This is a genomic window from Borrelia puertoricensis (genome assembly GCF_023035875.1).
GTDB lineage: Bacteria > Spirochaetota > Spirochaetia > Borreliales > Borreliaceae > Borrelia > Borrelia puertoricensis.
In genome coordinates this window covers 502,324-527,485 of record NZ_CP075379.1, presented here as the reverse complement: position 1 = coordinate 527,485, position 25,162 = coordinate 502,324, and the positions used below count along the sequence as shown (strand labels likewise).

Genomic DNA, 25,162 nt, shown 5'->3' with positions numbered 1-25,162 from the left:
TCCCTTTAATCATCACTTTTACTAATAATTCCAAGTTCCAAGATAAGCTCAACCTCTCCAATAGATAACTTAGTAGCCCTAGAAATTTCTAAGGCACTCCAACCTTGTCTCATAAGCTTAATGACAGAATCTCTAACTGTTTCATTATTAAGACCAATATTATCTTTGTACTTAGATTCTGTCTTTACAAGAATTCCAAGGGTTTTGATTCTCTCTTCCGCAGCAATATTTAAATTCTCTAACCGAGTCTCAGATTTTGCAACCTTTTCTCTTATATTTCTAGTATATTCTAACTTACTCTCAATCTCACCTAGCATTTCTTTGAGCGTCTGAACATTATTTATAACTTCCTGTGATAAATCTTTATTTACCAATAATTCCGACATAATGCCTTGCAACTCACCAAGACTCTGCTGAAACCCAGAACTCTCTTTAAATAATACATGCATCCTACTCTCTATTTCATTTATCAAATCAAAATTTTTATCAACAGATTCTAATGTAGATTTTAATATGCTATCTTTATTAATAATCCTATCATAATTATCAAGAATATTACTTTGTGCTTCTTTTATTTCCTTAAGTTTAGTTTTGTAAATCTGAATTTCATCATAAGATTCTGTAAATTTTTTATACCTATCCTTAAAAGAAGTATAAAATTCAAGGAATTGAGTAAGATCTTTTTTAATTCCCTCAATATCCATTTGATGAACCTTTAAATCATTAAATACCTCAATAATATTTGATGATTTAGACTTAATGTCTTCAATTTCTCTAGTAATACCTTCAAAGCCACTCTTATATCCTTGAATAAGATTCATTTCACTTTCTAAAGTTTCCCGTAACTCTTCTAAGTTATTCTTGAAATAACAAACCTCTTTCATCAGCTCATTATTTTTCTCTAACTCAACTTCAAGTTTCTTAAAATTTTCAAGCTTAGAACTCATGACAGCATAACGATTATCAAGTTCTTCCCTCAAGTCAGACTTGTATACAATTAAATTATCCTTAACCTCATCTATAAAATGATTAAGCTCACCATCATAGTTTAATACTTTCAACTTAAGTTGTGACACATGCTCATCAATACCTTTAATCATTAGATCATATTTATCCTTAAATTCAGATTCTATGCTATTAACTTGAATCTTCAAGCTATCTCTTAAAGCCTGTATCTCTTCTTCTGAACAATTCAAACTATTCTTAATTTCATTCTCAAACACAGTATATTCCTCTCTTATAGAACTGGAAAAAGAATCATAATTTTCTCTAATTGATTTCTCAATATCAATTCTATATGCATTTACTTTATCAGTAAGCTTTAAAACATCACTTTGCATCAATTGCACTTGAGATTCAAAACTGCCTGTGTCATTTAAAAATTTACTTACAATATTTTGTTTCTCATCATCAAGCCTAGAAACCATTGAATTGAATTCATATTCTAACTTTTCATTAGCCTCAATAATTTTATCTTCAATATCTTTTTGCTGACTTAAAAATTTAATTTCAACTTGTGTTGCAAGCTCTTCAACATGTAAGTCTATCTTATCATTTATAGATTTAATCTTAAAATCCATGAAATCCTCAATATTTAAAACTTTACCCTGAACCTCATCTGAAATATTCTTCAAGTTAAGATAAGATCTATTTTCAAATTCCTTAATATCTGCTTGTAAACGATCAAAAATCTCTTTTGCTCTCTGATTAACATCATCTTTAACAACTTCCAATCCACTCTCAATAGCAGAAACATCACTTTTAATTTCATCTAAACTCCTTTTTGTAATGCCCGCTCTTTCTTCAAGCTCTTTGTAAGCATTTTCTTGCCAATTTACCATATCATCTTTAACTCTTAAAAACCAAGAATCAACATTATCTTGACGATTGTCTACAAGTTTAATAAACTCATCTATTCGATTAGTAATATTAGTTTCCATTACAACTATCTTACTCTCTGCTTCTCTTTTTTTAACATCAAACTCTTTATTAAATTCTGAGTAAAAACTTTCTTTATTCAACATAAGTTCCTGTTCAATTTCAACTCTAAAATTCTTCATAAGGATTTCTTTTTCTTCCAAGTTCTTAATTATATGTCTCTCTAAATTTTCAATTCTTTGATCTGAGGATGCCACAAAATTTTCTAAAGAATTTTTTAAATTATCACTTCTTCCTTTCAAATCTTTAAAAAAATCCTCTTCAAGAAGTTTGAGATGGGATGACACATTGTGATAAGAATCCTCTTTAAGTTTTAATATATCCCCTTCGATATTACTCAAACTCAACTTAAGTTCACCAAGATTTTTTAATTGTTCTTCAATCTCTTTATCCATCTTTTTACTTGAACGAGCAAGTTCTATACCCAAATCAGAAATACATGCATTTAATCTATTTTCCATGTCAAGGTGCATATTGGAATATTTGATATCAAGCTCAGCATATTTATTTGCAATCAACTCTTCAAATGAATCAGTCTTGTCATTTATCTTCTTCTCTACAAGCAGATGTTTCTCATCATACTTACCTTCAAGCTCAGCATACTTATTTGCAATCAACTCTTCAACTGAATTAGACTTATCATTTATCTTCTTCTCTACAAGCAGATGTTTCTCATCATACTTACCTTCAAGCTCAGCATACTTATTTGCAATCAACTCTTCAACTGAATCAGTCTTATCATTTATCTTCTTCTCTACAAGCAGATGTTTCTCATCATACTTACCTTCAAGCTCAGCATACTTATTTGCAATCAACTCTTCAACTGAATCAGTCTTATCATTTATCTTCTTTTCTACAAGCAGATGTTTCTCATCATACTTACCTTCAAGCTCAGCATACTTATTTGCAATCAACTCTTCAACTGAATTAGCCTTATCATTTATCTTCTTCTCTACAAGCAAATGCCTCTCATCATATTTACTTTCAAGCTCAGCATATCTCATATCAAGAGTCTTGTCTAATTCATTATGACATTCGCTAATTTTATCCTTTAAATTTTTCTCTATCATCTCAAAATTATTTTCAATTGACTTAAGAGCAGATATCTTTTCATTAATTCCATGCTCATATTTTTCAATCTCTTCATCAATTGCAGCAGTGGCTTTCATCATATACATATCAAAGTGATCTTTTATTTCTTTCTCAAGACCAGACTTAATGATATCAAATTGATGATGCATGTCATTACTATCTTCTTGTATTCTCTTTCTTAAATCTTCTTCAAGCTCTAGAATTTCTTTTGACCTTCCATCGATTATCTCAAAATTACGATCTATCTCAGAAATTTTTACTCTCAAATGTTCATCATTATCTGTAAGTATCTTATATATTTCATCTCTAATCTTTGAAATAGCCCCTTCACTCTCAATAAAAAATGTTGAATATCTCTCCTCAAAATTATTTTCAATAATCTTGAATCTTTCTTTATAAAGATCATTTAAAAACTCAGATTTATCCTCAATATTATTCTTAAGTTCATTAATTACTCCTATAAACTGTTCTCTTAACTGAATAATATCACTATCTATGGCTTTCTTGTAATCAATTGCCTCTTCCCGTCTAACTCTATACTGTCGCTCAATTTCTCTGAGCAATTCACCAAGTCTTAGCTCTTCTTTTTCTATTATATCCTTAATTTTAATTTCAAAATTTTCAACCTGATACTTTGATACATCAAAAGATGACTTAAAATTTTCTAAATTGTCATCCATATTCTTGCTAAGAATATCTATTTTGTCTGTTAGCCTTCTATTTACATTTTCAATCTCATATCCTATCTCATTCTCTAATTTATTTGCAAGGGTTTCTGAATATTCTCTAGAATCAGATATTACCTTACTATATTTTTCATTAATTTCTCTATTCACATCATTAAATCTTGAATTAAGAGAATCAATGGTAATATCAATACTTGCCTGAAATGAAGCAATATCTGTCCTTTTATCCTTAAGCAAACTATCAACTTCCTTAACAAACTCTTCTGACCTTTCTAAGACTGTAGAAAATTTCTTAGATAAACTTTCTTCAAGATCCTTAGTATCCGTATCAAAATGACTCATAATATTTTTCAGAAGTTCATCTGCATATACATTTCCTTGATTTCTAAACTCATCTATTTTCTCAAGATAATAACTCTCAAGTCCTTCAAAAGTACTCTTAAGATCCTCAATTTTTAAAGTAATCTCAGAATCAATTGAGTTTATATCAATCTTTCCTGAAGATAATACATTCTCAATATTAACTGATATTTCACTTAACTTACCTTGCCAATCATTAAGCTTATTATCTATCTCACTATTAAGCATATCTCTTTTACTTAAGATGTCTTCCGATATTCTATTTAAAAAATTATCTATCTGCTTCTGATTATCTATCTTAATTTCAGAAACTTTTTGCATCCTAATTTCAATAAATCCATCAAGATCCGATCTAAGACTATTTAAAACATCTTCACATTCAACTTTGAAATCTTTAAGTCTATAATCAAGTTTTTCTATATTGCTTTTAATTAATTCTTCCTTATTAGAGAAGTCCTCATTAAATCCATTAAGCATCATAATAATTTTGTCATGAATTATTTCAGCTTGATTATCAATAAACTCCTTAATCCCTGATAAAGTCTCTTCACTGTTACTATATGACATATCTCTTAATTCTTTATACTTATCTAATACTGAACTTTCAAAGTCCTCCGTCTTTGATGTAACATACTCAAGTCTATCATTAACATCTTTTTCAAAAGACTCGATTTTTGAAGAAGCTGATAAAAGCAATTCTTCACTTGAAATCTTAATATCAAGTAAAGATTTATTTAAAACAATAAGCTCATCTTTCCAATTAGTATGCATATCTATTGCTTTTTTTTGAATATGTTCTGAGAGTTCATTGAAAATATTTTCACTAAGTTCATTTCCCTTAATCCTTTGGGTTTCAATCAAATTTAAAAATTCTTCATTAGTTTTATTTAAATGAGACTTAATATTCTCTAAATTCAAGCCCACTTCACCTTGCCAATGTTCATATTGCAATTTGTCAGCTTCCATCTGCTTAATAAATTTACCTATATCCTCTCCATAATGACTTTTTAAATTAAACACTTCATCATTAATATCAGCACTCATCTCACTCAACTTGGATTCGAAATTTTTTCTTAAAGTCTCAAAGTCTTGCACTAACAAATCATTTAAAGAATTTATACTTTCTTTTAGCTTTGTACTAGTAATCTCAAAATTTTGATAATCATAATCTGATTTTTCAGCAATTTTACTAAATTTTTCATCACATTTAATGGTAAGATCATTAACATCACGCTCAAATTTATCTGCAATATTTTTATACTTGTCCTTAAGTTGGGTTTCTAATTCATCACTTTTTAAATTCAGAGTTTCTAAGAGAGTTTCATACTTTAAGTTAATGCTACCATCTAAACACGAATAATCATTAACAAATTTCTCATTCATTTCTTTAAGCTCTAAATACAAGCTACTATCCAACTGGGAAATTTTATCTTGAATATCTGTACTGATATTTGAAAGTTTCAATTCCAATTCATTTCCAACATCATTCATTCTTGAAAATACATTGTCACTAAAACTATCAATATCCCCTTTAACTCTTTCCTTAAATTCAACATATATCCTATTAGAATCCTCTTCAAGATCATCAAGCAAAGTCCTAATTCCACACTGAACACTCTCTATCCTAGAATTAGCATCCTTTAAACTACTCTCTATCCTATCTCTTATGTCTTTATCAAATTGATTTATCCTAGTATCATATTCTTTATAAATATCACCAACACCAGATTCAATTTGAACCCTAAATTGTTCCAAAATATCTGCTAATTGCTCTTCATACTGTCTCATCTCTTGTCTTATAGTCTCTTCAAGAGAATTCAGCCTAGAATAGGTATTATCTTTAAAAATAGCACTCAGAGAAGAAATTTCATTGTCTATTAATACCAATTTGCCTTCGAGTTTATCTCTCATCTGATGAGAACGCTCATCAACGTACATAAAGACTTCATCAAATTTTATCTGTAGCTCCTCATTTAATCTAGTTAAAATAAAATCTTCCTTATCATTAATTTTAGTCTTAGCTTGCTCTACAATAAGATCAAGAGAATTTTCTATTGATTTATATTTAGTTTCATATATACCAAAAGAATCTTCCATTGACTTATTATAAGTATCTATGCTAGATTCAATTTTAAACACAAACTCCTTAAATTCATTCTCAAGCTTTTCATTACCCTTATCTAAAATTTCTCTTTTTTTCTCTTCAATCATTACCAATGACTCTTGATAAGATATAAGCTCTCTATCCAGATTATCCATTCTCACACTAAAATCTTTAATAGTGTTATCAAACTTATCCCAACTCTCAATCCTGATAGTCTCAAGATTTTCCTTATTTGTCTTATCGAATTTTTCAAAAACCGTACTCAATCTAGAATCAATAGAATCAATTTGAGTATTAAAATTTTTTAAAGTTTTTGAAAGTTTATCTACTACTTTTCCATCCACTTGAAGTCGTTGTATATTATCTTGCACTTTAAGGGCCATTTCATCTAGCTCTTTAAGCATAGAATCATGATAAGAAATCTTTTTTTCAACTTCTGCAAAATCTTTACTTTTATCTTTAATCTTTCGCTGAACTTCATCTATTTTTTTTATGATCTCTATACTAGAACGTTGATACGCTTCCATATCAACAGCAAGATTATTGATATCTTTTGTCTTCTCATCAATAAAATCTTCAAGGTTATCCTTAGCAATATCAATAAATTTTTTAATCTTATCTAAAGCTCTTGAACGTCTATCATACTGCCTATAAATAAATAAAATCACAAAAACCAATAAAAGATTAACCAAAACGGTTACAAAATCTATCATAAATATTTTACCCACACTCTATATATTTAAAAGTATATATCTTTGTAAGTCTTTATAATTACTAAAAATAAAATCACATTTCATATCTTTAAACAACTTTTTTTTAGAAAGATAAGCCGTTCTCATACACACACCACTAGCACCTAAGATATCATACTCATAAGAATTACCAACATATAAAACATGATTACTATCTATACCTAATTCATCCATAATCCTTAAAAAAGCTATTTTGTTTGGCTTTAAGTAACCGGTCTCTTCTGATGAATAAAGAACATCCCAAAAACTATCTTCAATGCCTAATAAATTACTCACACGAGTTGCAATAGGAAAATCTGACATCACTCCTAATTTTATCCCTCTCAATTTAAGAGAATAAATCAAATCATGAACACCAAAATACGGTCTGAGATTTCTAAATTTATTCCTAAAAGATTTACCATAATATATTTTATTTAATAAAAATTCACACCTATTCTCATCAAAACCCAAATGATTAGCAAGCATCTTAATCTGAATAGACATCAACTCATCTCTACTAGAAGGAATACTTCTTCCTTTTTGTAAACCTCTGATCTCTTCTCTTACCTTTTTAAAAGCCAAAAAAAATTTAATATTTTTTAAAAATTCAGGAAACATCATCAAATTAATATTAATTCCAGGATAAAGAGTTCCATCAAGATCAAACACTACAGCTTTTATCATAATATTTAATGATTTATCCTTTTGGGTATTGGTACTATGGATATATTCTTTGGAACTTTGGCCCTAACTAAATGAATATATGAATTTGGATATCTACCTCTAAGTGATTTAATTGAAGTTTCATCATTAATTTCCATTAAAGATACTCTAAAAATAGATTCTCTATCAATAAATGGAAATAACACAACAACATGTTTATGAAAAACCTTTCCTGGAAATCCATTAATTGTTGTATTCAAAGAGCCAAAATACATGTGACCAGGCTCCTTGACAGCTAAATAATACAAAATAAACTCTAAATTATCAATCTCATATCCACGGTTTTCAATATACTTAAGAAAACCAACATTATTTACATCTAACTCCTTAACCCTAGATAAGTCTAGATTAGCATCAACATTTTTAAGTTTATAGGCAATATTACGAGTCCAATCAAGTCCAAAAAATGGATCCCTACTAAATTCATAATACTTCGTAAAACTATTACCTCTAATTCCAATATGCTTAACTTTAAGATCCTTTATTTTTAAAAGCTTTCCTGTCATTGCCTTATAAATTGAATCTGCTACCCATTTACCAAATCCAGAACAATTAAATCCTATAGGTTCTCTTTGAGGTTCACCCGTTCTAATATACACCATTTCACCTAGTTCATTCATTGCTCCATCATGTACTTCAAATATTAAAGGAGAAACTTTTAAAAAGGCTTTCAGACTATCAACAATATTAGAAATATTATCATAAGCTTCAAGAGAGCTAGGTCTAAAAAGTTCAAAATCAATAAAATTACTAATATATTTAGCTATTTCTAAAAAAGAACCAGTAGCAATATCACTAATTTTAAAAGGCAATTTAATATCTTTATAAATGAAAGTATTAATTAAATAAAAATCAGCACTTGAATGAACATCACCTGCCTTTATTCTAATAAAAGTATCTGCTCTATTTAGAAAAAATATCTTTATCTGTTCAATACCATATCTTCCAACTTTAATTACATAAGAGCCTGGAAAAATATAAGAAACACCATTTTTTCGATTAAAAAAAGAATAGTAAGCATAATCTCCCAATATTGAATTTGATACTTCAACATAATAATCATCTGAAATATAATATTTTTGAGTTTTTATCTTAAAAGCAGTATTCCTAGAATTAAAATATTTCGCATAATTTGCTCTAACACTAAAATCATAAAAAAAATTCTCAAATGCAAAGAGATTCAGATTAACAACTATCAAAAATAAAAATATATATCTCACTTTAAGTCTCTTGTTTTTTCTCTCAGTTCTATTAAAATTGGAATATTATAATAACCAATTTTACGAATATTATTCACTAAATAATTATAATAAGAATTTGGAAAATTAGTTATTTTATTCGCAAATAAAATAAACTTCACAGGATTAACACTAATCTGAGTTATATATTTCACTTTATGTGAAGCATTCAAATGATAATCCTTAATCCATAAATTTAACATCTTATTCAAATCAGCAGTACTTATTTTAAGTTCAAGTTGTTTTCTTAATTTAATTACTTCTTTAAAAAGATTATCTATCCCCTCTTTTTTATGAACAGATATTCTTAATATGGGAGAAAAATTTAAAATCGGGAAAAAAAATTTAACACGATTCTTTAAAGCCTCAAAATAACCGCTTTTTGACTTTACAAGATCCCACTTGGTAAACACAATAATAATCCCTTTACCCCGTTTAGTTGCATAATGAGCAATTTTCTTATCTTGAGCCGTCAAGTCTTCTTTAACATCAACTAATAAAAAGACAATATCTACCATATCAATTACCCTTAAAGCTCTACTTACAGAATAATGTTCAATAAGTTCATTTACCCTTGCTCGCCGCCTTATTCCAGCCGTATCAATAAGCTCAAATGTTTTACCATTCCTTTGAAATCTTGCTTTAACAAAATCCCTTGTAGTCCCAGCAACCTGAGACACAATTGAAACTTCACGTCCTGCTAAAAAATTAATAAGAGTAGATTTGCCTACATTTGGTTTCCCTATAATGCCAATCTTAACATCAACATTATCATCACTTGCCAATTTACCTACTGAATTTTTCAAAAAAATTCTTAAGCTATTTACTCCTTTTCCATGAGTCGCACTAACTAAAAAGCTCTTTTGAAAGCCTAACTTTTGAAATTCATAAGTTAAGACTTCCTTATGATGACTATCTATTTTATTTAATACCAATACTATCTTATCACTATATTTTCTTAACCTATCAATAAGCTCATAATCTTCTGATAAGATTTCATTTACATCTAAAACAAACAAGATCAAATCAATGCTATCAAACAAGCTTATAACTTTATTAACCACAACTCTACTAAGTTCATCCCTTAAAAGGGTAAATCCACCAGCATCAATCAAATAAAATTTATAAGAATCTACTGTACAAATCTCTTTTATCAAATCCCTAGTAACTCCATAAATTTCATCTGTAATACTTCTATTTGAGCTTAAAAGTTTATTAAATAAAGTAGACTTTCCAACATTTGGTCTGCCAACAATAAGAACACTTTTATAATCTTGAACTTTAGAACTAATCAAAGCTAAACTGCCTCTTTCCTTATGTAGGTTTTTCTATTATAATATCAAATATTACAGCTTTATGCCAATTATAAACGGAATCCCAATTGATAAGGAAAAAAAGAAATAGTAAACGAAAAACAAGTAGCTTTGATCAAATAGATATATTTTTAGTATTATTTGCAATATTCTTAACAGGACTGTGTTTATTACTAATAATTAAAAATTCACTCATTAAAAATATATTCAATGAGCAAATTGGAAATAATGACAATTTTGAATTTAGCCAATCAAAACCTAATAAGATAGAAGCAAAACTAGAGAATACAAAAAATGAAACTATTAAAATACTTAACAATGAAAAATTTTTAATAAAGCCACCTGAAATACAAAAAATTGAAGAAGAATTTAAATATCAAGAACAAAAATACTTAAAAAACAAAAAAGAAGTTAAGCTATATTTTATAAAAGTTACCGCTGAGGGACATTTTTTAAAACAATGGATTAAACGAACCATTCAATATGATAAAAATATTCTCAAAGAAACATTAAAAGCACTAATTAATGGTCCTAATGAATATGAACTTAAAAATAATTTTTTAAGTTTAATTCCTATCAACACCAAAGTATTAAACTTAAGTATAAATGATGGAATTGCCCACATAAATTTATCTAAAGAGTTTTATGAAAATAGTTTTGGAGTAGAAGGAACAATTAATCAAGTCAAGCAAATTATTTTAACATGTCTTGAAATTCAAGGCATCAAAGGAATAACTTTAAAAGTTGAAAACAATCCAATAATACTTGAAGACTTAAATTTAGATTTTTCAGGAATCCTAGATAACAAAAAACTCGCAAAATATTAAAAATTAATATCATCAAGAAGGGCAAGAGATTGCATAAGATTTATTGAATTATCTTTAACAACCAAAAACATAAATTCTTGATTTCCTTTCCGTCCTTTGGTTGCAAGTTTTAATATATTTTTAATTTGTAGATCATTATCATAAAACTTTTTAATTACCTTATTTAATATATTACTCAGATATCTCTCTCCAACTATACCATTAAAATTTTTTATATTTAAATTTAATCCTTTAAGCTCAAATTGAGGTTTAACAAGAACAACGATAAGCTTATCATAAAGCTTATCAATTAAATTTGCACATATACTAATTACAGATCTAAAAGAAACATCAATAACGGCAAAATTAGGCTGTATGTCAAATTGTTTAATATCAAAAATATTAGTCTTTTCAAAAACTTTAACCCTTGGGTCAACTCTTAATTTATAAGATAGCTGATTAAATCCAACATCAACTGCATAAACTAACTTTGCACCTTCTTGCAAAAGACAATCTGTAAAACCACCTGTTGAAGCACCAACATCTATACAGATTTTATCTTTAACTGTAATTTTAAATGTTTCTAAAGATTCAAAAAGTTTATGACCTCCTCTTGAAACAAATTGCCTAGACTCACTCTCTATTAAGTTTATTTTACTATTTCTTAACAGCAAAACCTTAGGATTTCTTTCTTTGTGAGAATTGACATACACCCTGCCAGTCAAAATTAAAATTCTAAGTTCTTCTCTTGTCAGACCTGGACAATTCTTGCAAAGCACATTTAATAAACTATTTCTGTATTCTTTCAATTTTCAAAGCACGTCCTGTTTTTAAATGAGAAGTAATAACAACTCCCTGTATAATCACATCCTCTTCAACAGTTTCTGTTCGTAAAGCCACATATTCAAGTAATCCTTTAAGAGAAATCTCAGGATTAAATCCTATTACAGAATTCAAACTACCTGTCATTCCAAGATCACTAATATAAGCAGTCCCCTTATCTAAGATTCTCTCATCTTGGGTCATTATATGTGTATGCGTACCAATAACTCCAGTTACCAATCCGTTTAAAAAATATCCAAAACTCTCTTTCTCATAATTACTCTCAGCATGAAAATCGACAAAAATAGTTTTAACTCTATTTCTAATCATGTTCACAACTTTTTTTATATTTTCAAAAGGATTTTTAACAATGAAAGTCATTCCTAAAAATCCCTGAATATTTATAACAGCAACTTTTTCATTTTTAACATTTAAAATACAATACCCATGTCCTTCAAGAAGATCTGAAAAATTATTTGGTCTTAAAATATACTCCTGTTTATCCAAATATTCCCTTATACTATGATCTGCATAAACATGATTACCTGTAGTAATAACATTCACACCTACCTTAAAAAGATTTTCTGCTATCTCTGGAGTAATTCCAAAACCACCTGAGGAATTCTCCCCGTTGACAATTGTCAAATCTATATTATACTTCTCTTTAAGATTCTTAAGATTAAAAAAAACCTTTTTAAGTCCCCCATTACCTATGATATCTCCAATTATTAATGCTCTAATCACATCGTTATCTTGCATACTCAATAACTCTAGTTTCACGAATAATAGTAACTTTTATTTTACCAGGATATCTCATCTCAACTTCTATTTTCTTTGCAATATCTCTTGCAAGAATAGTAGCTTTCTCATCATTAATCAATAAATTGTCAACGATAATTCTAACTTCACGACCTGCCTGAATTGCATAACACTTCTGAACACCCTCAAATCCATATGCAATCTCTTCAAGTCTCTTAAGTCTATTTATATAATTGTTCAAACTTTCACGTCTTGCACCAGGACGAGATGCAGAAATAGCATCAGCTATTTGAACAACGATAGCCTCAAAACTTTCAGGCTTTATTTCATTATGATGTGCAGCAATAGCATTGACAACAATATCACTCTCTCCACAACTTTGAGCAAGCTCAGCACCCGTAATAGCATGCCCCTCACTATTCTCAGAAATACTTTCCATACCCTTTCCAATATCATGCAAAAGACATGCTCTCTTAACAACAACAGGATCTAATTTCATCTCCTTAGCTAAAATTTCTCCAATTATTGCTGTTTCTTTTGAATGACTTAGAACGTTTTGACCATAACTGCTTCTAAAGTAAAGCCTTCCAAGTCCCCTAATAAGCCTTTTGTCAAATCCATGTATATTTAAATCAAATACTACCTTTTCGCCTTCCTCAAGAATAATATTATTGATCTCATTAGTAACACTATAAACAATTTCTTCAATTCTTGCAGGATGAATTCTCCCGTCTGCAACGAGTCTCTCAAGAGTCCTTTTTGCTATCTCCTTCTTTACTGGATCAAAACATGATATAACAACAGCCTCAGGAGTATCATCAATAATAATATCTGCACCTATTAATGTCTCAAGAACCCTGATATTACGTCCTTCTTTACCAATGATTCTACCTTTCATCTCATCATTAGGCAGTTCAACAGAAGTAACTGTAAACTCAGAGCTGACCTCTGTTACTATACGTTGCATAGTAGAGACCAATATATCTTTAGCTACCTTATCTGCTAGAAGTTGAGCCTCTTGTTCACTTTTATTAATAATTATTTGAGCATCTCTCTTGGATTCATTTTCAACTTTTTCAATTACAATCTTTTTTGCTTCTTCTTTTGTAAGACCAGCAATATTTTCTAACTTTTTAACAAGAGATAATTCCTTATCTCGTATTATTTTTTCTTTTTGCTCAAATTCCTTAAGCTTAAAATCAATCCTACTTTGCTGCTTATCAAGAGCTGATATTCTTTTATCTAAAGTTTCTTCTCTTTGTAATAATCTTCTCTCTAAATTAAAAACCTCATTTTTTCGCTCTCTTATTTCCCTATCCTGCTGGTTTTTCTCTTTAAGCATTTGAGCTTTTGCATATGAAATAACTCGCTTTTTTTCATTTTCTATCTCTACGATTACCTCTTCTTGTACTTTCTTTAGCTTTTTATCTAAATTTAATAAAGAAAACCTACCTAAAATAATTCTTATTAAAAAACCTAATACAATACCTAAAACACCAACAAGAATAGAAGAAAAAGTAATATATGACATACAATTTACCCCCTATTCTGCCAAACCAATTAAATATAAATCCTTTAAAAGGATATATTTAATACGTAAGACTATTGCTTTTCTTCTAAGGTTTTATCAACTAGTTCAAGAATTGCCATCTCAGCTGCATCCCCATACCTTTGTCCTAGCTTAATAACCCTAGTATACCCACCCTTTCTTTCTTTAAAGATAGGGGAAATTCTAGTAAATAATCTATTCAGAATATATTTATCATGTATAAATTTTGATACTTCTCTTCTGTTATGTACACTATCAACTTTAGCCCTAGTAATTAATTTTTCAGCAAATCTTTTAACTTCACTCAATTTTGCTTTAGTAGAAGTTATTTTTTCATGCCTAAAAAGAGAAATTACCATATTTCTCAAAAGCGCCTTTCTATGACTTGATTTTCTATCTAACCTATTAAATCCTACCTTAGTCTTCATATAACAATGATCTCCCTTCTAATGAGATATTTTATCGTTTTTATTCAATATTTTTAGAGCTTCTGCCTTAGACATTCCCAAAAATAATCCATAAGCACTAAGCTTTTCAATTATTTCTTCTAAACTTTTTTTCCCAAAGTTCCTTGCCTTTGAAAGATCCTCTGCACTTTTGCTAATAAGTTCTCCTAAAGTCTTAACATTTTCCTTGGTTAAACAATTAAGAGATCTAACAGATAAATTTAATTTCTCAATATTTATACTAAGTATATCGGAATCTCTAAGTTCAGAACTCTTAACAGAATGTACAACCTTATCTTCAAAATTAACCAATGGAAGCAAAAAGTCCCTCACTACAGAAGCCGCTTTTTTAATTGCGTCTTTAGCACTAATTACACCTGTTGTCCAAATTTCCATAACAAGTTTATCATAATCAGATCTCTGCCCAACTCTAGTATCTTCAACAGAATATGTCACCTTTTCTATTGGAGAGAATATAGAATCAAGTGCAATGGTATTAACTTCTTCTAAATATTTAGCATTCTGTTCAGAAGAAACATAACCTCTTCCATAATTGATTTGAAATTCAAAATCCAAATTTGCCTCACTTGAAAGTGTAGCAATAACTAAATCTTTATTAAAAACTTCAACACCTTCTCTTTCAAGATGAACTGCCTTTAAAACATTAGTATCTTTTCCATTAACAGAAAGATTTATTGTAGTAGTATTAACTCCCTCATCTAACTTTAAGTGAATATTTTTAATATTAGCAATTACTTCAAGAGTATCCTCTACAACACCAGGTATTAAATCAAATTCACTTGAAACGATCTTTAAAGACCCACCTTGATTAGACTGAACCCTCATAGCAGAAATAGCATATCCTTCAATAGAAGATAGCAAAACTCGCCTTAAAGTGTTACCAATAGTAACACCAAAACCTTTCTCAAAAGGATACATTATAAATTTTCCATAAGAACTATCATCCTCTCCTCTTAAAAACTCAATCCTATCAGGTATAGTAAAATCTTTCAAAAGCTTTCCTAAAGACATCAATAGCTCCTCTAACTAAACTCGTCTAGTTTTCTTAGGTCTACACCCATTATGCGGTATTGGAGTAACATCTGAGATTGATTTAACAATTATACCTGTTGATCCAACAGTTCGTATGGCAGACTCTCTACCAATCCCCGGACCTTTAACAAAAACATGAACATAATTAATACCAAAATCCTTAACTTTACCTAAAGCCGCTTCTGCAGTCATCTGAGCAGCATAAGGAGTCGATTTTTTAGCACCCTTAAATCCCATTCCACCTGCACTTGCCCAAGCTAAAGTATTTCCTCTTATGTCTGATACAGTTACTATGGTATTATTAAAAGTAGCCTGTATATAAACATTGCCTTCACCAATATTTTTTTTTACCTTTTTTTTATTAGTTGATACTTTTGCACTCAAACTTATCTCTCCTATATAAGCAAAAAAACTTTATTTAGCAGCCATCTTCTTATTAGCCACAGTCTTTCTCTTTCCCTTCCTGGTTCTTGCATTAGTCTTAGTTCTCTGCCCTCTTAAGGGTAAACCTTTTCTATGTCTAAGCCCCCTATAACATGCAATATCCATAAGCCTCTTAATAGACATAGCTAACTCACTTCTAAGCTTTCCCTCAACAACATAATCACTTTCAATTATTTTCCTAAGCTTATTAACTTCATCATTATCCAAATCTTTAGCTCTTTTTTCTGGTAAAATATCTGTTTTTCTGCAAATTTCTAAAGCTCTAGCTCTTCCTATTCCATAAATAGACGTAAGAGCTATTTGAAGTTGTTTGTTATTTGGCAAATCTATTCCTGCTATCCTAGCCATTTTTTCCCCTTATTTTTGTCTTTGTTTATGTTTAAGATTATCACAAATAATTCTTAAAACACCTTTTCTCTTTATCACTTTACATTTTTCACAAATTGGCTTTACACTTACCCTAACTTTCATAAACTACTCCTAAATTTTCTGCAAAAAAGCATACTTTTTGCCAGGTCCACGAGACAATCCTTGAGTCTTTAAATATGCATCAATCTGAATTAATGTATCAAGAGCTACTCCTACCATAATAAGGAGTGAAGAACTACCCATAATCCTTGAGACATCATAAGGAAATCTAAAAATATTCTGCACTAAAAACGGAATAATTGCAATAATAGACAAAAAAATAGAACCTGAAAATAATGTTCTATTCATAATTTTATCTAAATAACCCTCCATCTCATCCGCCTTTATACCTGGAATAGTTCCCCCATTTTTACGAATATTATTACTTATATCTTTTGGACTCAATTGTATCTTTGAATAAAAATATGTAAAACCTATTATTAAAACTACATTCAATAAAGTATAATAAAGCCCATTAGGCCTTAAATAAGATAAAATTTGTCTTGAGAGAACAGAAGTTCCAGCAAATCCACTTAAAATTTGCAAAGGCAAGGTAATAAGCACAGATGCAAAAATAACAGGCAACACACCTGATGGATTAAGCTTGATTGGTAAATATGAACTAACTGTATTCCTTGAGTTTGCTCTAGCATAATGAATAACAATCCGTCTTTGCGCCTTATACTCATATATGATCAATATAACAACCAAAATAAACACACTTAATACCAGTATCATAAAGACAGGATTAATATTTTGAGATGGATCTCGAATGCTCTGAAAAAGATTAAATAAAGCCGCTTGAAGCCTAACCACTATTCCTGAAAAAATTATTAAAGACACACCATTTCCAATGCCTCTCTGATTAATTTGTTCACCAAGCCATAAGAGAACAAAAGTACCTGTTGTAACTGTTAAAATAGCAATAAAAATATATCTATAAAAAGGCATATTAAGCGCACCTGGAATGCTTTTAGCATAAAGACTAGTGGCATATCCTTGAGCTACAGCCGCAACAATTGTTAGATATTTCGTGTATTTTTTTATTTTTTTTCTCCCATTATCCCCTTCTTGCATCTTTTTAAGAGAAGGAAAAGAATAAACAAGAAGCTGAATAATAATTGATGCTGAAATATAAGGACTTATGCTAAGCATAAATATAGAAAAATTACTAAAAGCACCACCTGAAAAAAAATCAAAATAATTAGTAATTGAAAAATCCGACTGGGATTTAAAATAACTTCGAAGAGCCACAGGATCTATTCCTGGTATTGGCAAGTAAGATCCAACCCTAAAAATAAAAAGAATAAACAGAGTAAATAAAAATTTGATCCTTAAATCCTTAATTGTAAATAAATTAAAAAACAAACCTCTCATTTCACTACCATTTCAAACTAATTTAATACTACAACCAAATTTCGTTGCCAATTCTTCAGCAGACTTTGAAATACGAGAAACTTCAAAATTCACTTTCTTAGTAAGCTCGCCATTAGCCAAAATCTTGATATTTTTTTTATTCTTACTTATAAGCCCTTTTTGTAACAAAGTATTATAATTTACTAAATCTCCATCCTCAAACTTTCTATCTATATCCCCAAGTCCTACAATCTCATACTTTACCTTATAATCATGATTGGAAAAACCTCTTATTGGAAGTCTTCTATAAAGAGGAGTTTGTCCTCCTTCAAAACCAATCCTTGGCGAATTATTCCTAGCTTTTTGCCCCTTTTGCCCTCTACCAGAGGTCTTTCCAAGACCAGAACCTGGCCCCCTACCAACAATTTTTCGAGACTTATTAGCTCCTAAAGGTCTCCTTAGCTTAATCATTCTTTACCTCACTTAATAAAACCATGCTAATTACACTATTAAGCATCCCTTGAAGAGACTTGTTTAAAACATGAACTTTTTTATCTCCTATTCTCTTAAGACCCAAAGCTTTCAATGTCTTAACCTTACTGTCTAATTTTCCAATAAGACTTCTCTTAAGCTCAACCTCGATCTTAATGTCGCTCTTAGTAAGAATTTCTCTATTATTTTTCATCTTTCTAATAAAAACCTTATTCTTCAACCTAGATCTTGAGGATTTAAACCTAATCTTTTTAAGCTGAAGTCGCAATTTTCTCTTAATCATAAACTAACCCCATAAAGTCCTTAAAGTTTTACCTCTTATTTCTGCTATTTTTCTAGCATCTAAAACCAAGTCAAATGCCTTAAAAGTCGCCTTTACCACATTCATAGAATTATTTGAACCAAGAGACTTACTTAAAATATCATGAACTCCCAAAGCTTCCATGACAGCACGAACAGGTCCACCTGCAATAATACCAGTACCTTGAGTTGCTGGCTTAATTAAAACTTTGGCTTTTTTAAAATCACCAATGACCATATGAGGAAGAGTACCTTTTCTAATAGGAATAACCCTTAAATTTTTTCTAGCACTAGCCAAACTCTTCTTTATTGCATCACTAGCATCATTAGCCTTACCAAATCCCCAGCCAACTTGACCTTCACCATCACCAACAACCATAAAAGCAGAAAAAGAAAACCTTCTTCCACCCTTTACAACTTTAGTAACCCTACTTAATGATATCAATTTCTCTATTTGCTTTTTATGAACTTGAGATTCCACTATAATTCCCCCTAAACATCAATACCGGCTTCACGCAAAGAAGTTGCAAAACTTGCAATAAGACCGTGATATTTATAACCATTTCTATCAAAAATAAGTTTATTTATATTTTTATCCTTAAGTTTCTTTGCAAGAATTTCGCCAAGTTTCTTTACATCATCAATATTTTTGTTCAATTTAAGATCTTTTTCAATAGTAGAAATACTTGCAAGAGTATGACCAGCCACATCATCAATGACTTGAACATAAAAATATTTATTGGATTTAAAAACTGTAACCCTAGGCCTATCTGCAACACCAAATCCAATTCTATCTCTTATTCTCTTTTTACGCTTTATATTTCTTTTTTCAGATTCTTTTACTTTTTTCATAAATACTCACCCAAAACCTACTTTTTTACTCCTGATTTCCCTACTTTGCGTCTGCTTACTTCATTATCATATTTAATTCCTTTACCCTTGTATGGCTCAGGAAGCCTTAAACCTCTAATCTCAGAAGCAACCTGTCCAACTCTACACTTATCTATGCCCTCAACAGCAATTTTGGTATTACCATCAAGTCGAATATTAATTCCCTTGGGAATCACATACTCAAATTGAGTTGAATATCCTAAGTTAAAAAAAAGACTCGTTCCTTGTTGCTCAACCCTGTACCCTATACCACTAATAGTAAGAGATTTTGAAAATCCATCAGATACTCCCTTAACCATATTAGAAATTAAACTTCTATAAAGTCCATGAAAAGCTCTTGTCTGTTTATCGTCAAAAGAACGCTCAACAATAATATTACTCTCCTCAACTCTAACCTTAATGCTACTCTTTATTTCTTGGCTTAATTTGCCTCTTTTACCCTCAACTGTTACTATGTTGTCTTTAATATCAACCTTCACAGAATCAACTATTTTTATAGGAAGTTTACCAATACGTGACATATTTACCTACCTCTTAAACTTACCAAACTGAGCAAATTAGCTCACCACCTACTTTATTATCTTTGGCTTGCTTGCCAGTAATCACACCTTTTGAAGAAGACACTATTAATATGCCATACCCATTCTTTATTCTTGGCATATTTTTGTATGAAGAATAAACTTTTCTACCAGGAGTCGAAATAGCATCTATTCTATTTATAGCAGGATTTCTCTTATTATCATAATTTAGTATTGCCTTAATAAAAGAAATGCCTTTCTTATCAAAGATATTATAATTCTTAATATATCCTTCTTCTTTCAGAATGTCTAAAATAGATTTATTTATTTTAGACATCTTTAAGTCCACAGACTCATGCTTAACCTTACTTGCATTTCTTATCTTAGTTAACATATCTCCCACTGAATGCGTAACAGCCATAAATTCTCCTTACCAGCTTGATTTTGAGACTCCAGGAATTAATCCTGCAGATGCATGATTCCTAAAGCATATACGACACATACCAAAATCTCTCATATACCCCTTTGGACGCCCACATAACTTACATCTATTTTTTTGTCTCGTTTTATATTTTGGCTTTCGTAAGGCCTTAACTATCATTGATTTTTTAGCCATAAATAAAAACTCCTTTAATTACTAAATGGCATACCAAACTTCGAAAGCAAAGCTTTACCCTCTCTGTCGTTTAAAGCCGTAGTTACTATTGTGACATTCAAGCCAGATATCCTCTCTATTTTATCATAATCTATCTCAGAAAATATTATTTGTTCTGCTATTCCAAAAGAGTAATTACCATTGCCATCAAATGCATTTCCATTTACACCTCTAAAATCTTTAACACGAGGTAACGCCAAATTAATAAGTTTATATAAAAATTCATACATAATATTACCGCGAAGAGTAACCTTAGCGCCTATCTCTTGACCTTGTCTAATCTTAAATCCAGCAATGGCTTTTTTGGCCTTTGTCTTAACAGCCCGTTGACCAGTGATTTGACTAAGCTCATAAACAGTTGAATCTAAAAGTTTTTTATTTTTAACAGCATCACCAACTCCCACAGAAACAATAATTTTTTCTATTTTTGGAGCTTGCATAATAGACTTATATTGGAACTCACTAACAAGTTCTTTTATAATATTATCTTTATAATGCTTCTTTAACGCAGGAACATAACTCATAAGCTAAACATTCTCCCCATTCTTTTTAAGGAATCTCTTTTTTTCATTATTTTCAAATTTAAACCCTATTCTTGAAGATATACCATTTGAAAATAACATTACATTTGAAATATCTATAGGTGCTTCCCTATCAATTATCTTACTCTTCTCTTGAGGAGTTCTTGCCTTGATAACCTTCTTAACCATATTACAAGACTTAACAATAACCTTAAGATTTTTCCTATCTATGCTAACAACTTCACCTGTTTTACCTCTATCCTTACCACAAAGAATTTTTACATTATCGCCTACTTTCAACTTAGTCTTCATAAATAACCCCTTATATTACCTCTGAAGCCAATGAGACAACTTTCATAAAATTAGCATCCCTTAGCTCTCTTGCAACAGGTCCAAAAACTCTCTTACCTCTTGGATTCAAATTAGCATCAAGTATAACACATGCATTATCATCAAATCTAACATAAGTCCCATTCTTTCGTCTTATCTCTTTTGAGGTCCTAACAACTACGGCTTTATGCACCTCTCCTTTCTTAATAGGTGAATTGGGAATTGCTTGCTTCACAGCAATAACTATTATGTCTCCAACCCTAGCAGATCGTTTTTTACTTCCACCAATAACTTTTATGCACTCTGCTATCTTACCACCCGTATTATCAGCAACCGCTAAATATGTCTGCATCTGTACCATAATTAATCTCCTCTACAAAAATAACTGAAATTATTTTGATTGCTCCAAAACTTCAACAAGCATCCATCTTTTTTCTTTACTAATAGGCCTGGACTCAATAATCTTTACTTTATCTCCAAGTTTTGATTCTTCTCTCTCATCATGAGCTTTCACTCTTCTGCTAACTTTTAAGTACTTATGATAGATAGGATGCATTTTCCTTTGAACAATTTCAACAACTATTGTTTTACTCATCTTATCACTAACAACCTTTCCAATTAACTCTTTCTTATTTTCCCTTGCCATAAAACTTAAACCTTCCTAATACCTATTTCACATTCATGAACTATTGTATTAAGCCTTGCAATATCTCGTCTCAGCTCTCTTTTTTTTAAAGGATTCTCAACATGACCAACCACAGCCTTAAATCTTAAGTCCATATACTCTTTTTTTAAAGCCAATCTCTTAGCTCTCATATCTTCAAGAGTAAGATCTCTAAATTTTTTCAACATAACTCACCTCAAATCTCGCCTTACCACAAATGTAGTTTTAATCGGTAGCTTAGAACTGGCAAGCATCATAGCTGCCTCAGCAAGTTCTCTAGGCACTCCAGCCATCTCAAACATAACGGTTCCAAGCTTAACAGGAGCATTCCAATGATCAACTCCTCCTTTACCTTTACCCATTCTAGTTTCAGCTGGCTTTTTAGTATAAGGAACATCTGGAAATATTCTGATCCAAACCTTACCGCCCCTCTTAACTTTACGTGTCATAGCAACACGAGCTGCTTCAATCTGACGTGCAGTAATAAAATATGTATCAAGAGAAACAAGCCCATATTCTCCAAAAGATATCTCGTTACCCTTCTGAGCCTCTCCAGAAAGTCTTCCTCTTTGCTTCTTCCTATATTTAACCTTTCTAGGACTTAACATTTAACGCTCCTTAAAGATTCTAGACATCAGAACCATCTTTTTTTTTAAAACTACTATTGGATTTAGATCCAAATTCTAATTTTTTTCTAGAAAATTTATCGTCATTGACAATTTTTTTACTCTTATCATCTACTCTATTTTTGTCAAAATGCTCACTCTTTTCTCTTGAAGTTTTTTTGTTAATTACCTGACCAGCATCTGAATTAGTCTGTTTTCCTAAAACTTCTCCCTTAAACAACCAAACTTTAACACCAATAACACCATAAGTTGTCTGAGCTTCGGCAAAACCATAATCTATATTAGCTCTAAGAGTATGTAAAGGAATCCGTCCTTCTTTAACTTCAAAACTTCTGGCAATCTCAGCACCACCAAGCCTGCCTGAGACTTTAATTTTTACACCTTGAACACCTTTGGAAATAGAAGATAAAAGTGAAGACTTTAAAAGCTTTCTATAAGAAGCTCTATTTTCTAATTGCTTTGCTATCCCATTAGCAACAATTTGCCCGTCAAATTCTGGCTTCTTAATCTCTTTTATTTTAATATTAATTTTTTTAGATATTTTCCTAGTTAATAATTGTCCAATTTTTTCAAGATTGGCGCCCTTAACACCAATAACAGAACCAGGTCTTGGAGTGGAAATTACTACTGTTACTCTTTGAAGATTATTTCTAATAATCTCTATGTCAGAAATATCAAACCTAATTCCTTTAAGAAACTTCATAGTTTCCCGTCTTATCAAGAAATCTTCGTGAAGAATCTCAGAATATAATTTTTTATCAAAATACCACTTTGATTTCCAATCCCTATTAATCTTAATTCTTAAACTGTAAGGATGTACTTTTTGACCCATATCTTATTCTCCACCATACATCTTTTCATAAACTTCAACAAAAATATGACAACTTCTATTAACCAGCCTATCTGCTCTACCTCTAGCTCTAGGCCAAATGCTCTTACGCCTTCGTCCATCATCTATCATGACTGTTTTTATAAATATCATATCTTCAGAAAGATTTCTGTTATGATACATAGCATTCGACGCAGCTGATTTGACCACCTTACCTAAAAGTTTAGCACATTTATTGGGCATAGAACAAAGTATCGCAACAGCTTCACTGTAAGGCTTACCTCGTATATTATCAGCTATAGGTCTTACTTTTTTCGGAGAAGATGGCAAATTTTTGCCTCTTGCAGTATATCTTCTATTTACAAACATAAACTCTACTTCCTTCCCTTCTTATCTGATTTAGCATGTCCCCTAAAAATTCTTGTAGGTGAAAATTCTCCAAGCTTATGCCCAACAAGATCTTCAGTAATATACACAGGAATAAAAGACTTCCCATTGTAAACAGATATAGTAAGACTTACCATCTCAGGAATTATTGTTGAGGCTCTAGAATAGGTTTTAATTACCACCCTTTTCTCTCTGCCAGAAGAGGCTAAAACTTTTTGATAAAGACTCTTATCTATAAAAGGTCCTTTTTTAATAGATCTTGCCACTACACACTCCTAATTATTTCTTCTTTTAATGATAAATTTATCTGAATACTTATTCTTCTTACGAGTCTTATATCCCTTAGTTGGCTGTCCCCAAGGAGATACAGGATGACGACCACCAGAAGTCTTACCCTCACCACCTCCATGTGGATGGTCAATAGGATTCATCGCAACACCTCTTACCTTAGGTCTTTTACCAAGCCATCTACTCTTACCAGCTTTACCAATAGAAACATTTATATAATCTTCATTGCCAACTTCTCCAAGAGTAGCTATGCATTTTTTAAAGATCATGCGCATCTCACCTGATGGAAGCTTAACTGTTACATAATCTCCCTTAGAAGCAAGCACCATCGCATATCCTCCAGCACCTCTTACAAGCTGTCCACCTTTTCCAACATTAAGCTCAATGTTATGCACTGCTTTACCAACAGGAATATCCTCAAGTGGCAAAGCATTGCCAATCCTTATTGGAGCATTTGGACCACTCTCCAAAACATCACCAATTTTAATTCCTTTAGGAGCAACAATATACCTTTTATCCCCATCTCTATATACAAGCAAAGCTATATTAGAACTTCTATTTGGATCATACTCAATAGACACAACTCGAGCAGGTATACCAAACTTATCCCTTCTGCCAAAGTCAATCTCTCTATACCGTCTTTTATGTCCCCCACCTCTTCTTCTAACACTAATTCTTCCAGAAGAATCTCTTCCAGCCCTAGATACCTTACCTCTAGTTAAAGACTTCAAAGGACTATTACCCTTACTTAACTCATCAAAAGATAGAGTTGTCTTATAACGTAAAGATGAAGTTTTTGGCTTATAAGTCTTAATACCCATATTATTTCT

At 30.6% G+C, this 25,162-nt stretch carries 31 protein-coding genes; 1 reads left to right on the top strand and 30 read right to left on the bottom strand.

Going from position 1 to position 25,162, the window contains the following annotated elements; all coding sequences use genetic code 11:
• Positions 1–5 precede the first annotated feature (5 nt).
• Genes bpuSUM_RS02570 through der form a run of 4 tightly spaced genes read right to left on the bottom strand, consistent with a single transcriptional unit; the run spans position 6 to position 10,170 of the window.
• Positions 6–6,893, bottom strand: coding sequence for a SpiroCoCo family coiled-coil protein (locus bpuSUM_RS02570; protein WP_247065659.1), 6,888 nt, complete (start codon positions 6,891–6,893; stop codon positions 6–8).
• An 18-nt stretch (positions 6,894–6,911) separates the two neighbouring features.
• Positions 6,912–7,598: an HAD family hydrolase gene (locus bpuSUM_RS02565; RefSeq protein WP_247065658.1), complete on the bottom strand. Its 687-nt coding sequence runs from the start codon at positions 7,596–7,598 to the stop codon at positions 6,912–6,914.
• Positions 7,599–7,603: 5 nt separating this feature from the next.
• Positions 7,604–8,857, bottom strand: a complete 1,254-nt coding sequence (locus bpuSUM_RS02560) for a hypothetical protein (protein ID WP_247065657.1) — start codon at positions 8,855–8,857, stop codon at positions 7,604–7,606.
• The gene (der, locus tag bpuSUM_RS02555; RefSeq protein WP_247065656.1) at positions 8,854–10,170 is read right to left on the bottom strand and encodes a ribosome biogenesis GTPase Der; all 1,317 of its coding nucleotides are present in this window, start codon (positions 10,168–10,170) and stop codon (positions 8,854–8,856) included. Before der ends, bpuSUM_RS02560 begins: the two co-directional genes overlap by 4 nt.
• A gap of 86 nt (positions 10,171–10,256) precedes the next feature.
• Here der and bpuSUM_RS02550 point away from each other — a divergent pair, with 86 nt between their 5' ends.
• The gene (locus tag bpuSUM_RS02550; RefSeq protein ID WP_247065655.1) at positions 10,257–11,015 is read left to right on the top strand and encodes a GerMN domain-containing protein; all 759 of its coding nucleotides are present in this window, start codon (positions 10,257–10,259) and stop codon (positions 11,013–11,015) included.
• Here the strand turns inward: bpuSUM_RS02550 and bpuSUM_RS02545 are convergent.
• The 26 genes from bpuSUM_RS02545 to rplB all read right to left on the bottom strand — a co-directional run bounded on the left by bpuSUM_RS02545 (position 11,012) and on the right by rplB (position 25,153).
• Entirely contained in the window at positions 11,012–11,803 is a 792-nt protein-coding gene (locus bpuSUM_RS02545) for a TlyA family RNA methyltransferase (protein WP_247065654.1), read from the bottom strand. The genes bpuSUM_RS02550 and bpuSUM_RS02545 overlap by 4 nt on opposite strands.
• Positions 11,784–12,575, bottom strand: a complete 792-nt coding sequence (locus bpuSUM_RS02540; RefSeq protein WP_247065653.1) for a TIGR00282 family metallophosphoesterase — start codon at positions 12,573–12,575, stop codon at positions 11,784–11,786. The genes bpuSUM_RS02545 and bpuSUM_RS02540 overlap by 20 nt, the downstream gene beginning before the upstream one ends.
• Positions 12,565–14,106: a ribonuclease Y gene (gene rny, locus bpuSUM_RS02535; protein WP_247065652.1), complete on the bottom strand. Its 1,542-nt coding sequence runs from the start codon at positions 14,104–14,106 to the stop codon at positions 12,565–12,567. The genes bpuSUM_RS02540 and rny overlap by 11 nt, the downstream gene beginning before the upstream one ends.
• A gap of 71 nt (positions 14,107–14,177) precedes the next feature.
• A complete protein-coding gene (gene rplQ, locus bpuSUM_RS02530; RefSeq protein WP_247065651.1) occupies positions 14,178–14,552 on the bottom strand; it encodes a 50S ribosomal protein L17 in 375 nt (124 codons plus the stop codon).
• A gap of 18 nt (positions 14,553–14,570) precedes the next feature.
• A complete protein-coding gene (locus bpuSUM_RS02525; protein ID WP_247065650.1) occupies positions 14,571–15,602 on the bottom strand; it encodes a DNA-directed RNA polymerase subunit alpha in 1,032 nt (343 codons plus the stop codon).
• A gap of 15 nt (positions 15,603–15,617) precedes the next feature.
• Entirely contained in the window at positions 15,618–16,007 is a 390-nt protein-coding gene (gene rpsK, locus bpuSUM_RS02520; RefSeq protein WP_247065649.1) for a 30S ribosomal protein S11, read from the bottom strand.
• Between the two features lie 30 nt (positions 16,008–16,037).
• A complete protein-coding gene (gene rpsM / locus bpuSUM_RS02515) occupies positions 16,038–16,415 on the bottom strand; it encodes a 30S ribosomal protein S13 (protein WP_011772446.1) in 378 nt (125 codons plus the stop codon).
• Between the two features lie 9 nt (positions 16,416–16,424).
• Positions 16,425–16,538, bottom strand: coding sequence for a 50S ribosomal protein L36 (gene rpmJ, locus bpuSUM_RS02510; protein WP_002557090.1), 114 nt, complete (start codon positions 16,536–16,538; stop codon positions 16,425–16,427).
• Between the two features lie 9 nt (positions 16,539–16,547).
• The gene (gene secY, locus bpuSUM_RS02505; RefSeq protein ID WP_247065648.1) at positions 16,548–17,852 is read right to left on the bottom strand and encodes a preprotein translocase subunit SecY; all 1,305 of its coding nucleotides are present in this window, start codon (positions 17,850–17,852) and stop codon (positions 16,548–16,550) included.
• Between the two features lie 12 nt (positions 17,853–17,864).
• Positions 17,865–18,302 carry a 50S ribosomal protein L15 gene (rplO, locus tag bpuSUM_RS02500; RefSeq protein ID WP_247065647.1) on the bottom strand — a complete coding sequence of 146 codons (438 nt, stop codon included), beginning with the start codon at positions 18,300–18,302 and terminating at the stop codon, positions 17,865–17,867.
• Positions 18,295–18,606, bottom strand: coding sequence for a 50S ribosomal protein L30 (gene rpmD, locus bpuSUM_RS02495; RefSeq protein ID WP_247065646.1), 312 nt, complete (start codon positions 18,604–18,606; stop codon positions 18,295–18,297). Before rpmD ends, rplO begins: the two co-directional genes overlap by 8 nt.
• A gap of 3 nt (positions 18,607–18,609) precedes the next feature.
• A complete protein-coding gene (rpsE, locus tag bpuSUM_RS02490) occupies positions 18,610–19,104 on the bottom strand; it encodes a 30S ribosomal protein S5 (protein ID WP_247065645.1) in 495 nt (164 codons plus the stop codon).
• 11 nt (positions 19,105–19,115) lie between these two features.
• A complete protein-coding gene (gene rplR, locus bpuSUM_RS02485) occupies positions 19,116–19,475 on the bottom strand; it encodes a 50S ribosomal protein L18 (protein ID WP_247065644.1) in 360 nt (119 codons plus the stop codon).
• Between the two features lie 17 nt (positions 19,476–19,492).
• Positions 19,493–20,035, bottom strand: coding sequence for a 50S ribosomal protein L6 (gene rplF, locus bpuSUM_RS02480; RefSeq protein ID WP_247065643.1), 543 nt, complete (start codon positions 20,033–20,035; stop codon positions 19,493–19,495).
• 19 nt (positions 20,036–20,054) lie between these two features.
• Positions 20,055–20,453, bottom strand: coding sequence for a 30S ribosomal protein S8 (rpsH, locus tag bpuSUM_RS02475; protein WP_247065642.1), 399 nt, complete (start codon positions 20,451–20,453; stop codon positions 20,055–20,057).
• A 9-nt stretch (positions 20,454–20,462) separates the two neighbouring features.
• Complete coding sequence (locus bpuSUM_RS02470; RefSeq protein WP_011772438.1) at positions 20,463–20,648, bottom strand: type Z 30S ribosomal protein S14; 186 nt, start codon at positions 20,646–20,648, stop codon at positions 20,463–20,465.
• A 14-nt stretch (positions 20,649–20,662) separates the two neighbouring features.
• Entirely contained in the window at positions 20,663–21,211 is a 549-nt protein-coding gene (gene rplE, locus bpuSUM_RS02465; RefSeq protein ID WP_247065641.1) for a 50S ribosomal protein L5, read from the bottom strand.
• Positions 21,212–21,214: 3 nt separating this feature from the next.
• On the bottom strand, positions 21,215–21,520 hold the full coding sequence (rplX, locus tag bpuSUM_RS02460; protein ID WP_247065640.1) for a 50S ribosomal protein L24: 306 nt from the start codon (positions 21,518–21,520) through the stop codon (positions 21,215–21,217).
• A 10-nt stretch (positions 21,521–21,530) separates the two neighbouring features.
• Positions 21,531–21,899, bottom strand: a complete 369-nt coding sequence (gene rplN, locus bpuSUM_RS02455) for a 50S ribosomal protein L14 (protein WP_247065639.1) — start codon at positions 21,897–21,899, stop codon at positions 21,531–21,533.
• A 30-nt stretch (positions 21,900–21,929) separates the two neighbouring features.
• The gene (gene rpsQ / locus bpuSUM_RS02450) at positions 21,930–22,184 is read right to left on the bottom strand and encodes a 30S ribosomal protein S17 (protein ID WP_247065638.1); all 255 of its coding nucleotides are present in this window, start codon (positions 22,182–22,184) and stop codon (positions 21,930–21,932) included.
• 5 nt (positions 22,185–22,189) lie between these two features.
• On the bottom strand, positions 22,190–22,390 hold the full coding sequence (gene rpmC, locus bpuSUM_RS02445; RefSeq protein ID WP_247065637.1) for a 50S ribosomal protein L29: 201 nt from the start codon (positions 22,388–22,390) through the stop codon (positions 22,190–22,192).
• Positions 22,391–22,393: 3 nt separating this feature from the next.
• A complete protein-coding gene (rplP, locus tag bpuSUM_RS02440) occupies positions 22,394–22,810 on the bottom strand; it encodes a 50S ribosomal protein L16 (protein ID WP_247065636.1) in 417 nt (138 codons plus the stop codon).
• A 19-nt stretch (positions 22,811–22,829) separates the two neighbouring features.
• A complete protein-coding gene (gene rpsC / locus bpuSUM_RS02435) occupies positions 22,830–23,660 on the bottom strand; it encodes a 30S ribosomal protein S3 (RefSeq protein WP_247065635.1) in 831 nt (276 codons plus the stop codon).
• A 3-nt stretch (positions 23,661–23,663) separates the two neighbouring features.
• Positions 23,664–24,026 (bottom strand): 50S ribosomal protein L22, encoded by a 363-nt coding sequence (gene rplV, locus bpuSUM_RS02430; protein ID WP_247065634.1) that lies wholly within the window; start codon positions 24,024–24,026, stop codon positions 23,664–23,666.
• Between the two features lie 5 nt (positions 24,027–24,031).
• The gene (rpsS, locus tag bpuSUM_RS02425) at positions 24,032–24,310 is read right to left on the bottom strand and encodes a 30S ribosomal protein S19 (RefSeq protein ID WP_247065633.1); all 279 of its coding nucleotides are present in this window, start codon (positions 24,308–24,310) and stop codon (positions 24,032–24,034) included.
• 9 nt (positions 24,311–24,319) lie between these two features.
• Complete coding sequence (rplB, locus tag bpuSUM_RS02420; RefSeq protein WP_247065632.1) at positions 24,320–25,153, bottom strand: 50S ribosomal protein L2; 834 nt, start codon at positions 25,151–25,153, stop codon at positions 24,320–24,322.
• Between the last annotated feature and the right edge of the window lie 9 nt (positions 25,154–25,162).